Source organism: Myxococcus sp. MISCRS1 (genome assembly GCF_026626605.1).
Taxonomy (GTDB): domain Bacteria; phylum Myxococcota; class Myxococcia; order Myxococcales; family Myxococcaceae; genus Myxococcus; species Myxococcus fulvus.
Window position 1 is genome coordinate 4,849,753 of the sequence record NZ_JAPNKB010000001.1, and the last position, 14,783, is coordinate 4,864,535.

At 68.9% G+C, this 14,783-nt stretch carries 11 protein-coding genes; 5 read left to right on the plus strand and 6 right to left on the minus strand.

Translation table 11 applies throughout. The annotated features are described in order from the left end of the window. Positions 1-15: 15 nt before the first annotated feature. The 5 genes from OWM54_RS19080 to OWM54_RS19100 are packed head-to-tail and all read left to right on the plus strand — an operon-like array spanning position 16 to position 7,136. Positions 16-492, plus strand: coding sequence for a c-type cytochrome (locus tag OWM54_RS19080; RefSeq protein WP_267698409.1), 477 nt, complete (start codon positions 16-18; stop codon positions 490-492). After that, on the plus strand, positions 489-4,739 hold the full coding sequence (locus OWM54_RS19085) for a DUF4114 domain-containing protein (protein ID WP_267698410.1): 4,251 nt from the start codon (positions 489-491) through the stop codon (positions 4,737-4,739). The genes OWM54_RS19080 and OWM54_RS19085 overlap by 4 nt, the downstream gene beginning before the upstream one ends. After that, the gene (locus tag OWM54_RS19090) at positions 4,736-5,263 is read left to right on the plus strand and encodes a type IV pilus modification PilV family protein (RefSeq protein ID WP_223782218.1); all 528 of its coding nucleotides are present in this window, start codon (positions 4,736-4,738) and stop codon (positions 5,261-5,263) included. The genes OWM54_RS19085 and OWM54_RS19090 overlap by 4 nt, the downstream gene beginning before the upstream one ends. Beyond that, positions 5,260-6,471: a prepilin-type N-terminal cleavage/methylation domain-containing protein gene (locus tag OWM54_RS19095; RefSeq protein ID WP_267698411.1), complete on the plus strand. Its 1,212-nt coding sequence runs from the start codon at positions 5,260-5,262 to the stop codon at positions 6,469-6,471. The genes OWM54_RS19090 and OWM54_RS19095 overlap by 4 nt, the downstream gene beginning before the upstream one ends. Before the next feature lie 2 nt (positions 6,472-6,473). Further along, positions 6,474-7,136: a pilus assembly FimT family protein gene (locus tag OWM54_RS19100; RefSeq protein ID WP_267698412.1), complete on the plus strand. Its 663-nt coding sequence runs from the start codon at positions 6,474-6,476 to the stop codon at positions 7,134-7,136. 132 nt (positions 7,137-7,268) lie between these two features. Here the strand turns inward: OWM54_RS19100 and ileS are convergent, their stop codons facing one another. From ileS to OWM54_RS19130, 6 genes are read right to left on the minus strand one after another with little or no spacing between them, the layout of a single operon-like run. Beyond that, positions 7,269-10,169 carry an isoleucine--tRNA ligase gene (gene ileS, locus OWM54_RS19105; protein ID WP_267698413.1) on the minus strand — a complete coding sequence of 967 codons (2,901 nt, stop codon included), beginning with the start codon at positions 10,167-10,169 and terminating at the stop codon, positions 7,269-7,271. Positions 10,170-10,205: 36 nt separating this feature from the next. Then, on the minus strand, positions 10,206-10,901 hold the full coding sequence (locus OWM54_RS19110; RefSeq protein WP_223782214.1) for a hypothetical protein: 696 nt from the start codon (positions 10,899-10,901) through the stop codon (positions 10,206-10,208). A gap of 12 nt (positions 10,902-10,913) precedes the next feature. Beyond that, the gene (locus OWM54_RS19115; RefSeq protein WP_267698414.1) at positions 10,914-11,225 is read right to left on the minus strand and encodes a hypothetical protein; all 312 of its coding nucleotides are present in this window, start codon (positions 11,223-11,225) and stop codon (positions 10,914-10,916) included. 1 nt (position 11,226) lies between these two features. Beyond that, positions 11,227-12,258, minus strand: a complete 1,032-nt coding sequence (locus OWM54_RS19120; RefSeq protein WP_267698415.1) for a pilus assembly protein — start codon at positions 12,256-12,258, stop codon at positions 11,227-11,229. Continuing rightward, positions 12,255-13,910 carry a TadE/TadG family type IV pilus assembly protein gene (locus OWM54_RS19125; RefSeq protein ID WP_267698416.1) on the minus strand — a complete coding sequence of 552 codons (1,656 nt, stop codon included), beginning with the start codon at positions 13,908-13,910 and terminating at the stop codon, positions 12,255-12,257. Before OWM54_RS19125 ends, OWM54_RS19120 begins: the two co-directional genes overlap by 4 nt. Further along, complete coding sequence (locus tag OWM54_RS19130) at positions 13,907-14,689, minus strand: TadE/TadG family type IV pilus assembly protein (protein WP_141324167.1); 783 nt, start codon at positions 14,687-14,689, stop codon at positions 13,907-13,909. The genes OWM54_RS19125 and OWM54_RS19130 overlap by 4 nt, the downstream gene beginning before the upstream one ends. Between the last annotated feature and the right edge of the window lie 94 nt (positions 14,690-14,783).

Genomic DNA, 14,783 nt, shown 5'->3' on the forward strand with positions numbered 1-14,783 from the left:
TCCCGCGAGTCATCCATGAAACGCCCTTTGCTTCTCGCGTTGTTGCTCCTGCCAGGATTCGCCACGGCGACTCCTGAAGGAGAGCGCATCTTCCAGAAGGCCTGTGTCGGCTGCCACACCCTCACGCCACAGCCCTCGGCCGCGACCCTCAAGAAGTCGGGGGGCGCGCACCTGAAGCAGCAGCAACGTCCCGCGGGTGAGAAGCGGGTGGAGCTCACCAGCAAGGTGCGCCAGACGCCCAGCGCGGAGCTGCGCACCTGGATTGCCAACCCCCATCGCGTCAAGGACGACACCCGCTGCGACACGCGGGGGATGTCCCCGACGGAGATGGACGCGCTGCTGGCCTACCTCAAGACCAGCTCCCGCCCGCCGTCGCCGCCTCAGGACGTACGGCTGCGTGAGCAGCTCCAGAAAGACCTCGAGACCCGCCGCGCGCAGCAGCGGACCGACGGCATCCAGACCTACAAGCCGGCCCAGGGGAAGTCCCGATGAAAGCCCTCCACCGAGCACTCTCGACGCTCCTCCTGCTGGCCACGCCCGCCGCGCTCGCCGATGACGGTCTGGCCCAGCTCTGCAAGGACAACCTGGCGCAGGACAAGCAGCCCGGCTTCGGCAACGCCGAGAACGACCTGGGCCAGATGACCTTCCCCAAGGAGCTGAAGCTCGTCCCCACCGGACGCAGCGGCGACGCCGACATCCAGTTGCTGCCGCCCGAGAAGCTCAACCCCGAGAAGATCGTCTTCCCGTACGACCAGCGCGTCACCATCAGCTACGTGTTCGAGTCCGCAGGCGCCTCGCACGCGCTGGGCTACATGTACCTGGACCAGGCCGCGAAGTACCTGAACGCGGACGGAGACCTGATCGACTCGAACGGCAACGGAGTCCTCGACCTGCACGAGGACCTCTTCAACATCGCGCCCCAGTCGGGCCCCAAGAAGCGGGACTTCATCGGAGACCCGGCCGACCGCCGCTGCGCGAGCTCTGTCTTCACCTCCGACGGGGAGTCGTACTCTCAGCCTGCCATCGCGATGAAGGCGAGCTGCGCGAACACCTGGCGCCGCGTCACCGGCGGCGCTGGCCTCGCGGATGCCCGCCCAGGCGGCGGCTCCACGCACATCGACACGGACATCGTCGGCACGTCCCAGAGCAGTGGCACGGCCGCCACCGATGACTATTCCGACAAGGGTCTTTTCCCGCGCATCCCCAACCTGCTCGAGCCCGCGGACGACAAGAACGGCGGCAAGGGCATCGGGCAGATGGTGTTCCTGCTCGCGGACGACGACAGCGACAAGACGACCTTCCTCAGCATGACCCCCGTCAAGGACATGTCGGACGACTACGACGCGGTCCCCGACTACAACGTCAGCACGTATGACAACCGGGGCGTTCCGCTGCCCGCGCCGGACCCCGCGGACAAGATCGACCTCGGCGACCGCACGGTGGACCTGGGCACCATCCAGGGCAACCGGGAGATCGTGTTCTTCCTCATCGTCTACTACAGCTCCAACCACGGCCCGAACGAGGGCACCGTCTATCCGTGCTTGAAGCAGGACAGCGCGGGCAAGTGCCTGCTGCACCTGCAGACCCCCATCAACGTGTTCTTCTCCAAGTCCGCCTGGAACCTGGACCAGAACTCGAGCTCCGCCGCGCTCGTGGCTGAGCGCAACATCGGCTGCCCGTACCAGGACAACTGCAGCGCCGACAATCCCCAGGGGACGGCCTCCAACCAGTGCGTGGTGGCCGGCACCAGCAACACGAAGCTGTGCGGCTGGCTCGACGACGACACGCTCTTCCGGCTGAAGAACGAGGCGACGTACGGCAACCTGGTCATGCCCAAGGAGGCCGCGACGATCAACCGGCCCGGCGGCGTGCGCAATGCCATGCCCCACGTCATCGTGGGCGCGCCGTCCACGGACCCCTTCCGCTGGATTCTCGGCTTCGAGGACCTCCCGGGTGGCGGTGACCGCGACTTCAACGACGTGGTGTTCGTCATCAACAAGGTGAACGGCGGCACCTTCCGCTCCGCCAGCCTGTCCAACGACATCGACCTGAGCGACGCGGAGGACTTCGTCATCACCAAGGTGCGCTTCACACGCTACGACGACGTCGCGCCCGCCGCCGCCCACATGTGCTCGTCCCCGCCCTGCTGGACCGAGGAGACGCCGGGGGCCTGCTCGGTTCCGGGTCGCGCGCCGCCGACCATCACCTACTCGGTGGCGGTGGACTGCCACACCTTCGAGTTCCAGGGTGGCGTTTACGTGAAGAAGCCCAACCCCAACCGCACCTGGATTCCGGTGCAGTTCGACACGGGCAACCCGAACGTGAAGGAGCTGGACCTGCTGGAGATGGGCTTCACCGGCTCGCAGCTGTGCTGGAAGGTGGACATCACCAGCCCGGACGACCGCTGCGTCCCCGTGGTCGACAACGTCAACGTGGGCTACCAGGCCGTGCGCTCGGGCAGCTACTCCCGCTCGTCGCCCTCCACGGTGGGCAACGCCATCCTCTGGGGTGTGAACGAGACGCCCGGCAGCGCCTGGGGCAAGAACTGGCCCGGCGTGGGCATGCCCGAGGCCTCCACCCGGCTGTACGACGGGCGCAAGGACTACTCGCTGCGAGGCCGGCTGTACTTCCGCTCGCTCTATGACCCCGAGAACACGAACCTGACCAATGTCGTCGAGCGCTGGGACGGTGGCCGGGTGATGGCCATGACCCTGCGCAACGAGGATCCGCTCAACCGCACCATCTACACGATGAAGCCGGACCAGAGCCGCATCACGCTCAAAGATGACATGGACAACGCGAACAGCGTCGCGTTCCCCGACTCGCTGTGCAACCAGCTCGATGCCGGCAAGAAGATCTTCGACATGAACAGCGACGGCAAGTGCGGCACGCCCACCATGGCCCCCGCCGCGCGAATCACCGAGGGCTTCAACGACCGGAACGTCTTCCGCGAGTGGCTCTACGGCTGGGAGGACCATCAGCTGCCCGGGGCGACGAACGTGAAGCGCCCGTGGGCCATGGGCGGCATCAACCTGTCCACCGTGGCCGTGGCCGTGCCTCCCTACCTCGACAACTGGGCGATGAACGCCCTGCCGGCCGAGCGCGACGTCTACCGCCGCAACTTCATGTCCAAGCTCTCCGAGCGTCCGACGGTGGCCTACGTGGGCACGATGACGGGCGTGCTGCACGCCTTCGACTCGGGCGCCTTCCGGCTCAACGGGAAGGACGAGTGCTCCGACGACATCATGCTGCGCGGCTACTTCCTGCACTCGGGCTCCACCTGCGCCAAGCCCATCGCGCCGCGGCAGTACGGCACGGGCAAGGAGCTGTTCGCGTACATGCCCGGCGGGCTGCTGAAGGACTACGTCTACCACTACGTGAAGTACGCGGGCTCGGGGACCAAGCCCAAGCCGACGATGGATGCCTCGCCCACGCTGGCCAATGTGGACTTCGGCGGGCTCGGCGAGGCGTGGACGCCCGCCACGGCCACCACCGCCCTGCAGCGGCCGCTGAAGGGCGCCCGCACGACGCTCGTGTCGGCCACGGGCAAGGGCAGCCCCATCATCTTCGCGCTCGACGTCACCCACCCCAGCACGGACCCGGCCGCGACGCGCGCCGACTACCCGATGCCGCTGTGGGAGTACAACCTGAAGAACGACGCCCTGCTGGACGCGTTCACGGACGAGGCCGACGACGACGATGACGTGCTGCTGCCGGACCAGACCGGCTCACGTCACCCGGCGTCCGTCACGCGCATCCAGTGGGGCTCCGGCGACACGACCGGCACCTGGGCGGCCATCATCGGCACGGACTTCAAGCCCACGGCCGGGCGCGCCGGCACGCTCTACCTGCTGGACATGAAGACGGGCAAGCCGCTGCAGCGGGGCACCGGCAAGGGCGCCCACGCGGGCGTCATCACGCTCGACGAGGGCTCCGGCATCGCGGGTGCGACCGCCATGCTGGACCTCAACCGCGATGGTCACTACGACGTCATGTACGTGCCCACCACGGCCGGCAGCGTCTACCGCATCAACCTGGACTCGGTGGACTCCACCCGGACGTATGGCCGGCAGGTGCGGACCTGCCGCGTGGCGAGCGCGCCGGTCGCGGCCTCGACCCACACGGACGCGGCCTCGAACCCGGCGGGGACGGCCCACTTCCAGCAGATCCACTCCAACCTCGCGGTGAAGGTGCTGCGCGACACGGCCAAGCCCGTGGTGCGCATCTATTTCGGCACGGGTGACAACCCGGACGAGATTGGCGATGGCCCCCCGAACAAGGAGGACTACCGCTACCACCTGATGGCCTTCGAGGACCCGAACCCGGACGGCTCCAAGCCCTGCGCGCTGCTCGACCCCTTGTGGGTGCAGCCGCTCGACCCGGGCCAGGCGGTGTGGGGCGGCGTGTCGCTCAGCGGGGACAAGGTGTTCACCACCACCGCGGTGGGCGCGGCCGCGGACGTCTGCAACCTGAGCGAGACCACGAGCGGCCGGTTCTACACGGCGAACCAGGCGCCGGATGGGGCGGGCAAGACGACGATGACGAGCTCCATCCTGGTGGGCCACGGCACCAGCGCGCCGGTGGTGCACGACGAGCACGTCTTCATCCTGCCCGCCACGGGACAGCCCCTGCTGGTGGGTGAGAAGAACAAGTGGAACAATGGGGCGGCGAACTCGGGAGAGACCCGCTCGCGAGTGCTCATCTACGACCCGATTCCGGACGGGAGACTGCCTCGATGAAGTCGTCGCGGTTGCAGGCCTCCAGGGGCGTCACGCTCCTGGAGGTGTTGGCCACCATGGCCGTGATGCTCGTGGGCATCGCGGCGGTGATGATGCTGGTGACGCAGATCAGCGCGTCCAACCGGCGCACCCTCACCGCCACGCAGGCCCAGCTCATCGCCGAGCGCACGCTCGAGACCATCATGTCCGAGGGCTGCGCGGCCACCCCGCCCTGCGCCAACCTGGCACCGTGGGACAATCGGCGCACCACGGTGTGGCAGACGGCGGCAGGAGAGCTGCGGACCGTCGCGCCCGCCGCGGGCGTGGTCGCGCGTGAGTACGAGGTGGCGGTGGACATCGACAGTCCCAGTGTGGGCCTTCCGGGCTCCATCGAGAACGGCGCGGCGGGGCTGCCGGCCGTCACCCGGCAGTTGGGCGGGGGACTTGCCGGGAACGTGGCCAACGTCCGCGTCTCGGTGAGCTGGTTGGAGCGGGGCCGGCAGGGCCGCCAGGTGGTGGTGATGCAGACCCGGATGGCGCCATGAGGAAGACCCTTCGTCGCGTGGGCGGCTTCACGCTGCTGGAGGTGATGATCGCCAGCGCGCTGGGCGTCATCGTGCTCGGCATCGGGTTGGTCGCGGGCATGCAGGTGCAGCGGCGTGCCCTCACCGAGGAACAGACGATGGTGGCGCAGGTGACGGGGCGGGCGGTGAAGGACCTGCTCACCCTGGACGTGCAGCGCGCGGGAATCGGCATGGGCAACTCCCCCATCCAGTTCTCGGAAGGCGACCAGCGCTATGCCATCCAGAGCTGGACCGCACTGGACATGGCGACGGCCACCCCGCCGTTCGCCGCGGACGCGACCTTCGCGCTGCCTCCCGCGGGCACGCCCTACGCCGACATGACGTCCGATGTGTTGCAGCTCTACTGGGGTGACCCGCGGACGATGGTGACGATGGAGCGATGTGACGCATTCGCGGCCCCCGGCAGACCCAACATTACATCCGTCAAGTCGGGGAACATCCTGTGCACCGCCCCGGCCCCCCACACGCGCCTGCAGCCCACCTCGGGCCAGCCGACCCCCGCGCTCGTCGCGAACCCGACGGCTGGTGCGCTCGCATGCCACTTCCGGGTGACCAACGTCCGCACCGGTGACTCCGTCATCGAGGCCTCTCCAGGCCATGGCGCCGCCGCGACCACCAGTGGGCCCTGCACGAGTGATGTGGGCATGTTCACCGATTCCGGGTGGAACGTCATGCGCACCGTCAGCGCGGCGTATCGCGTGAACTGGAGGGGCGGCCACCCGGCGCTGGAGTACCTGGCTCCGGGCGCGGCCAACTGGGCCGTGGTGAGCCGGGACGTGGAGCGGATGCAGGTTCGATTCGCGGTCATCGACCTGACCCAGCCGGCCCTCGCCTACCGGTGGTACCCCGAGGAAGGGGTTCGCCCGCCCATCGACCAGTGCACGACTGGCAATGCGGAATGCGCGGTGAACGTGGTGGCGCCCATCGAGGCTGCGCCCACCAACGAAGCCGACCTTCGCAACCTGCTTCGCCGACGGATTCGCGAGGTGGAGATCGACCTGGTCATCCGGACGCCGCGCTCGGACCGCACGGTGGTGGACCCGGCGAAGATCAACATCCCGGATGAGGACGGCTTCCCCCAGGACGGCTTCAGGCGCCGGACCTATACCCTCCGGGTGTCTCCCCGGAACTTCGTGTCGGCGGGCCTGCAGCCCGCTCCGGGGCCTTGAGGATGATGCGCACGCGAGGAATGACGCTGTTGGAGTTGATGATCGCCATCGCCGTCGTCGGGATGATGGTGACCCTGGCGGTGGTGGGCATCAGCAAGCCGCTGGATGGCCAGCGAGAGGCGACGGCGACCCGCGAGCTGTGGTCGTCGGCGCTGCGCGCGCGTCAGCGGGCCATCGCCACCAACCAGCCGGTCCGCATCGTGGTGGAGAACAACGTGCTGCTGCCCGATGGAACCCGCAAGCGGGTGGCCCGTTGGGAGCGGCTGACGTGTGACAACGACTTCGACAACAACACCTGCCCCAAGGATGCCTGCACCGGCACCACGTGCCGCGCCAGCCCGGAGTGCTGTTCCGAGACGGGCCCGGACGTCGTCATCCCGGACTCCATGAACGCCACGCCAGTCCATGGGCTCTGCTACCTGCCGGGCTCGGGCCGGGCCGTCAGCAACCTGACCTGTATGCGCGGTCAGCTCGACAACACCGCGGCGCTCACCGCGGCGGCGCCGGGCAACCTCCAGCTCAACTTCTCGGCGAAGTCGGGCCGCCCGCGCAGCCTGCTGATGGTGGAGCCGCTCACGGGCCTCGCCTCCCTGCTGGACTGTGACTCGGTCCGGGCGACCCAGGCCCCTGTCGCCGAGTGCACGACCACGCCTCCGCCTCCGTAGGCGTTCGACACACCACCTGAAACATCCGGGCCCGCGTCTCCTCACGGAAGCGCGGGCCCGTTTCATCTCAGCGCGCCCCAGAGCCCGCGCCGTCCGCTTGGGACTGGCGCGAGCCCACCGGGCATCCGGCGCTCACGCCGCCAGCGCCTCGCGGCACTTGAGGCACACGTCGCCGCCCTGCCCCACCGCCTCCGAGTACGTCCAGCAGCGCGGGCACTTGTGGCCCGCGGCGGGCTTCACCTCGGCCAGGAGCTTCGCGCCGTCGCCGAACACCCGCGTCACGTCCAGCACCGCCGCATCGATGCCCTCCGCGTCCACCACCTCCACCTGGCTGGTGATGAAGAGCCCGGGCAGCTCGTCCAGGTGCTGCATCAGGAAGTCACGCACGGACGCGGACGCCATCAGCAACACGCGCGCCTCCAGCGACGCGCCGATGCGCTTCTCGCGCCGTGCCGCCTCCAGCACGCCCTGCACCGCCTCGCGCACCGCGAACAGCTTCGCGTAGCGCTCCGCCAGCTCCGGCGACAGCTTCGTCCCCGGCTCCGGGAAGCCCGCCAGGAACACGCTCTCCGTCGACTTGCCCGGCAGGAAACCCCAGGCCTCCTCGGCCGTGAAGCTCATCACCGGCGCGAGCAGCCGCAGCAGCACGGACGCCACCTCATGCAACACCGTCTGCGCGCCCCGCCGGGGCGTCCCGTCCTTGCGCCACGTGTAGAGCCGGTCCTTCAGGATGTCGAAGTACACCGCCGACAAGTCACCGGCGCAGAAGTCCACCACCGTCGCGTAGACGAGGTGGAACTCGTAGTCCTCGTACGCCTGCTTCACCCGGGCCACGACCTCGGCCAGCCGCCCCAGTGCCCACTGGTCCAGGGGCGACAGCTGCGCGTACGGCACCGCGTCCTTCGCCGGGTCGAAGTCGTACAGGTTGCTCAGCGCGTAGCGGACCGTGTTGCGAATCTTCCGGTAGCCCTCCGACAGGCCCTTGAGAATCTGGTCCGACAGGCGCACGTCGTTGCGGTAGTCGCTCGCCGCCACCCACAGGCGCAGCACCTCCGCGCCGTACTGGTTGATGATCTTCTCCGGGGCCACCACGTTGCCCAGGCTCTTCGACATCTTCTCGCCCTTGCCGTCCACCACGAAGCCGTGCGTGAGGCAGGCCTTGTAGGGCGAGCGGTCTCTCGTCCCCACCGACACCAGCATGGACGAGTGGAACCAGCCACGGTGCTGGTCACTCCCCTCGAGGAACAGGTCCGCGGGCAGCCGTTGCCTGCGCTCCAGCACCGCGGAGAACATGCACGCCGAGTCGAACCACACGTCGAGGATGTCCGTCTCGCGACGGAACTCACCCTTGCCGCAGCGCGGACACGCGAAGCCCTCCGGCAGGAAGTCCTTCACCGGCGTGCGGTACCACACGCCCGCGCCCTCCTTCTCCACCGCCTGGGCCACCTTCTCCATCAGCTCCGGCGACACGAGCGCCTCGTCACAGCCCTCGCAGTACGCGATGCAGATGGGCACGCCCCACGTGCGCTGACGGCTGATGGTCCAGTCCGGCCGCGTCTCCAGCATGCCCCGGATGCGGCTGTGCCCCCACGAGGGCACCCACCTCACCTTGTCCACCTCCGCCAGCACCTCCTGGCGGAACGTCTTCTCCCCGTGGAAGGGCGCGTCCATCGGGATGAACCACTGATACGTGGCGCTCAGGATGATGGGGTTGTGGCAGCGCCAGCAGTGCGGATAGCTGTGCGCCACCGTGTCCTTCGCGTCGTTGAGCAGCGCGCCCTTCTCCACCAGCACCGCGATGACCAGCGGGTTCGCCTCGAACACGCGCTTGCCCGCGAGCGCCGGGCCCACCGTGTCGTCGTAGCGGCCGTCCGGACGCACCGGGTTGTAGATGTCCAGGCCGTAGCGCAGGCCGACCTCGTAGTCCTCCTGGCCGTGCCCCGGCGCCGTGTGCACCAGGCCCGTACCCGCGTCCAACGTGACGTGCTCACCCAGCAGGATGCGCCCGCGCCGCTCGTAGAACGGGTGCTGGTACGTCAGGTGCTCCAGCTCCTCGCCGCGCGCGTACGCGAGGATGCGCGCGGGGTCCACCAGCGCCGCCGCGGAGACCTCACCGCCCGGCAGCTCCACGTGCTTCACCGCCAGCTCGTCCGACTTCACCTCCGCCAGCACCTTGGGCAGCAGGTCCTTGGCCACGCAGATGACGCGCGCGCCCAGCTGGTAGAACACGTACTCCAGCTCCGGGTTGACGGCGATGGCCAGGTTGGCCGGCAGCGTCCACGGCGTCGTCGTCCAGATGGCGAAGTCGACCGCCTTGCCCTTCAGCGAGGGCACCCGCTCCGCCAGCTCGGGGCCGGCGGGGAAGGCCACGTAGACGGACGGGGACTCGTGCTCCTCGTACTCCACCTCCGCCTCGGCCAGCGCCGTCTGGTCCTGGAGGCACCAGTACACCGGCTTCTTGCGGCGGTAGAGCATGCCCCGGCGCGCGAAGCCGGCCAGCTCCCTGATTTCCTGCGCCTCGTAGGAGAAGTCGAGCGTCTTGTACGGCGCCTCCCACGAGCCGAACACCCCCAGCCGCTGGAACTCCGTCTTCTGGATGTCGATGAACTCCAGTGCGTACGCGCGGCACAGCTCCAGGAAGGCGTCGCGCGACAGGGTGCGCTTGTCCACCTTCTTGTCCTTCAGCCGCTTCTCCACCGCCTGCTCAATCGGCAGACCGTGCGTGTCCCAACCCGGGATGAAGTCGCAGTGGCGACCCACCAGGTTGCGGTACTTCACGACAATGTCCTTGAGGACCTTGTTGAGCGCGTGGCCCGCGTGCAGGTGGCCGTTGGCGTACGGCGGACCGTCAGGAAGCACGAAGGGCTCACCGGCCGCGTTCTTCTCCAGGAGCTTCCCCCAGATGCCCCGCTCCGCCCACCAGCCGAGCATCCTCGGCTCGAGCTGCGCCAGGTTCCCCTTCATCGGGAAGTCCGTGCGCGGCAGGTTGACGGTGTCCTTGAAGTCCTTGTCCTGGGAGGGCGCGTCGCTCATGTCGACAGCGCCCGTAACACGCTCGGTGCGGCGCTTTCAATCACCGGCCGGCTTCGGCGCCTCCTCGGGCGCGACGCCCCGTCGCACGACGACGACGGACACCTTGCCCTCCTTGGCCGGCGTCACCCGGACATGAAGCTCGTCCTGCGAGGAGCGGAAGAGCATCGGCTCCACCTCCTCGAAGCCCGCCTGCGAAAGCTCGTTGCGGTAGTAGACCTCCACGTCCAACGCCCTGGCGCTCGCCGAGTACACGAGCGTGCGCGCTCCCTCCATCTCCGACTGCAACAGCCCCGAGCCGCCCGGGTACACCGGGGCCACGCTGGACTGGACGCGCGGCGCCTTGGACAGGTCCGCCTGTCCCAGGAACACCGTCGTCGTGCCGTCCGGGTTGGGCTGGACGATGGCCGTGTACGAGATGAACTCGCGCGTATCGAGCGCGGTGATCATCGGCTCACGCAGCAGTTGCGGCTGGCGCGAGGCCGCGGGCACGTGCAGCCCCCAGACGAGGAAGCGGTCCACGAGCGAGCGCAGGATGACCTCCGGCCGCTCCTTGCTGCGCACCGCCGTCATCTTCACCGGGATGCCGCTGGCGATGACCGGCGCGGAGACGTCCACCACGCCCACCACGCCGGGCACCTCCCACTTGAACGGCGTGCGCTGCGCGGCCGCGACACCGGACGCAAGCATCACTCCCATCACCGCGCATCGCAGCCAGCTCTTCGCGTGGGTCATCACTCGCTCCGATTAGCGCACGCGCCCGCTCTTGCCCTTGCGCGGTGTCTCGATTCCCTCCGGGTCCACGCAGCGCTCCGAGCACTCCGCGAACTTCTTCTCCTGCTTTTCCTGGCAGCGCGACATGCAGGACTGGAAGGGCCCGGGCCGGGTCGGGTCGTCCGGGGGCGGGGGACACTTGTCGATGCACGAGCGCATCATCGCGTCCGACTTGGTGACGCAATCGGCGCTGCACTGACTGCCATCCGCCCGCGCCAGGCCGGCCGTCAGCACGGCGACGAGGAGGAAGGTACCCCGGGTCCAGGAGAGGAGTCCTCGCGTCATCTCAATCACAATCCCTTCCGAGGAAGCAGGCGCCGTTGCCGAAGCGCTGCGCGTGCGCCAGGCTGTACGGGAACGTGGTGAGCCCGATGTAGGAGCCGGGCGTGGTGGGCCAGAAGCGGGAGATGGGGTCCATGGGCGGGGGCGTCTGGACGAAGTTGACGACGTCCTCACCCGCGGCGCTCATCCAGAAGGTGTGCTCCTTCATGCCCAGGCCCACCATGGCGAGCGCCGTCGGCGGCAGCGGGTTCCAGAACAGCGTGGCCTCCGCCAGGTTGCTCGCGGACGCCTGGATGGGCAGCGTCGTGGGCGCGTACGTGGACCACGCCGCCGCGTGGAAGGGCACGTTGGTGCAGGGGATGAGCTGGTCCTGCATGAGGATGTTGCACGTGGCGGACTCCAGCGCGCCCGCGAGCCCCCAGTCGTCCACGAGCATGGAGAAGCGGCCCTGGCACGCACCGCCCACCGCGCGCCCCACCGCGCAGACCTGCAGGTTGGCGAGCGAGTCGTCCAGGTTCTGCTTCTGGTACAGCGCGCCGTCATCGGGCCCGTCCAGGAACGAGCGGGGGAAGCGCCACGCGCTCAACGTGGCCGAGGCACCACACGCGGTGCCGCCGTTGTCCCGGTAGACCAGACGCGTGGCGATGGCGCCCGCCCAGCCCACGCCCGCGTCCATGCCGCAGCTCACCTGCATGCCGGTGCCGCGGGTGAAGGCCATGGTGACGCGGCCCCCGCCAGGCGTGGAGGACAGGCCCTTGAAGTCCGCGTAGCGCTCCTGCGCGCTCGCGGCCGCGTCCCGCATGGAGCTGCCCGCCTGCGTGTACGTGACGGGGATGTGGTGCATCTGCCCGTGCGTGCCGTCCCACAGCGCGGAGACCGCGGCCTCCTGCACCTTCAGCGACAGGAAGCCCACCTCCGCGAAGTGGATGCCGAAGGCGACGATGGTGACGAAGAGCGTGACGCCGATGGCGGCCTCCAGCAGGGCCTGCCCCCGGGCCGCGCGGGACTTCGAGCGACGTGCGTGACGAGCGTTCATCTCTGGAGCCCCTTGAAGCCCGCGTTGCGCAGCTCGCGGAAGGTCTGTGCCGCGACGGGCGCGCTCAGCCCCAGCGTGTCGATGGCGTCCCCCACCCCGTCCTCATCCACGTCCGCGCCCACGAGCGTGGCGCGCCAGTAGGGGTTGAGCAGGTTGGGCGGCTCGCTCCAGTGGTGGAAGCCCAGGCTCTGCCCGCGGTGGTAGTAGGCGATGCCCGTGGACAGCGCCGTCTGCGTGTTGTTGGGCGTGCCGTCCGCCAGGTTGAAGCTGCGGGCGTCATACACGTTGCCCCCACCGCCCGACTCGAAGCGGTAGCGGAAGGACAGGTCCCACGGGTCCAGCCTGCGTGCCATCAGGTCGCGCTGCACGACGGCGAAGTTCTTCGGCTGCCCGTAGTTGTTGTCGTCGTTGTTGACGCGCACGACGTTGTAGTCGAGGAACGGCGGCCAGATGCCGGGGCACGACGAGGGCCCGCCCAGACACGGCACCAGCATGTGGTTGAACGGGCCGCCCGGGTCCCTGCCTCCCGTCCAGGTGTGCTCGGGGCGCGGCATGATGCCGCCGGACGTCACCAGCGAGGCCTTGGTGGACTGCACCCCCGCGACGCTCGCGGGACAGGCCACCGGGTTGCCGCCGTGCAGCAGGTGGTCGTACATCCAGCCGATGCGGCCCGTGTCGTCGCCCGTGAGCGCCGGCGCGTACGGAGGGAGCAGCGGCATCTTCCGGCCCGGCTTGCCGAAGTAGGTGGTGCCGTTGGTGTCCGGCAGCACCACCACCTCGTCGGGGAACCAGATGACGAAGTCCAGGTTGGCCTGGTGCGCGGTGTAGTCGCCCAGCCGCCACTGCCGGTGGGTGACGAAGTGGAAGCCGCGGCTGCCCATGGCCGCGTTGACGGCGTGCGCGACGGTGAGCGGCAAATCACAGACGGCGCCATCGCCCGTGCAGGCGACGCCGCCGGAGAGCTCGTTCTCGTTGACGTTGCCCACGTCCGGCACGCGCCAGGCGGCGTCCTGGGGGTTGCGCCCACGGCCCACCACGTTGCCGAGGATGCGGTTGGCGAAGGCCTGGTCGTCCACCGCGTCGCGCAGCTCCTGGTAGTTCTGCTGCTGGGCCGCGTAGAAGACGCCCTGGGCAATCTGGTGCGACAGCATCTGCAGGTTGACCATGGGCTCCATGGACTGGAACACGGCCTCCACGCGGGCCTGCTCGATGCGCAGCTGCATCTGGAGCATGCTCAGGTCCGACACGCCCTTCCTGCCGCAGCGGCACTTCTGCCGGCACCAGGAGCTCTTGGGCGCGCAGGGACAGCCGGTGGCCTGGGCCAGCTGGTAGGGCTTCTTGCCGATGCCGAAGCCCGTGTTCGCGGCGTTGAGCTGCGCGCGGTAGAGGCTGGCCCAGCTCACCAGGCTGGTGGCGCCCGCCTGCGCCACCGCGTGGCCAATCTGCGCGCGGTTGATGACCGCGATGTTGTTGAAGGTGCGCGCGGTGGCCACGGCGTTGGAGTACGCGGCCGCGTCCGTCACCGTCTGCAATTCGATGCGCTCGCGCACCTTCATGGAGAAGGAGAGCGTCAGGCTCACCATCAGCACCATGAGCAGCGTGCCCAGCACGAACAGCACCATCGTCTGACCACGGGAATGGGCGCGTGTCATCGGGGGCAATCCATGGTGGCGAAGTGGCGCCGCTTGGCGGGCGTCAGCATCCGCATGGTGAAGCTGGTCTCGATGGGGAACACGTACTGCTGGCGGGCCACGCGCGCGGCGAGCTCCGAGCGGACGTCCGAGGCCAGCTGGATGGGCGAGGTGAACTCCCCCTGGTTCCAGTTCGCGTTCGCCTCCGCGGGCATCAGCGGGTTGGCCGCCGTGTAGTCCTCGATGCCCGCCTGCGCCATGAACATGCGCGACATCACCCAGTTCGCGAACGGGATGCGCATCGGGTACCAGTAGACCAGCTGGACCTCCAGGCGCCTCAAGTGGCCTGGATCATCGAACGCGCGGTCCTGCGGCCCGTCGATGCCGCCGCCCACCAGCGCGCGGTTGATCCACACGATGCTGCCCGTGTGCACGCCGTCCAGGCCGCCGCGGTAGCGGTTGTCCCGCCGCGCCGCGAACGCCGCCGCGAGCTTCGCCGGCGCGCCGCCTCCTCCGCCATGCCGCACCTCGTCCGTCGCGCTCGACAGACCCAGGAACGAATGGAACGAAGGTATCAACGCGAGGATGGCCGCATGCGTCATCCGCTCGCATTCGCCATGCGCGATGCTGCCCGCACGGGTGGCCTGGAACGCCGCGTAATGCGCCAACACGCGCGCCTGCAGCATCAGGAACAACTGCAGCGTGCCCAGCAACAAGAACACGACCAATGGAAGCGTGAGGGCCGCCTCCACCATCGCCTGTCCTGACTGGCCACCATTCCCTCGGGGGTAGGAATTCATGGCAGCACGCAGTTTCCCGGGAGTTCTCCCCGGGAGGACATACGTCAACTTGCCCGTGGGGGCGGGATGTCTGTCAGTGGGCGCTACAGACCGA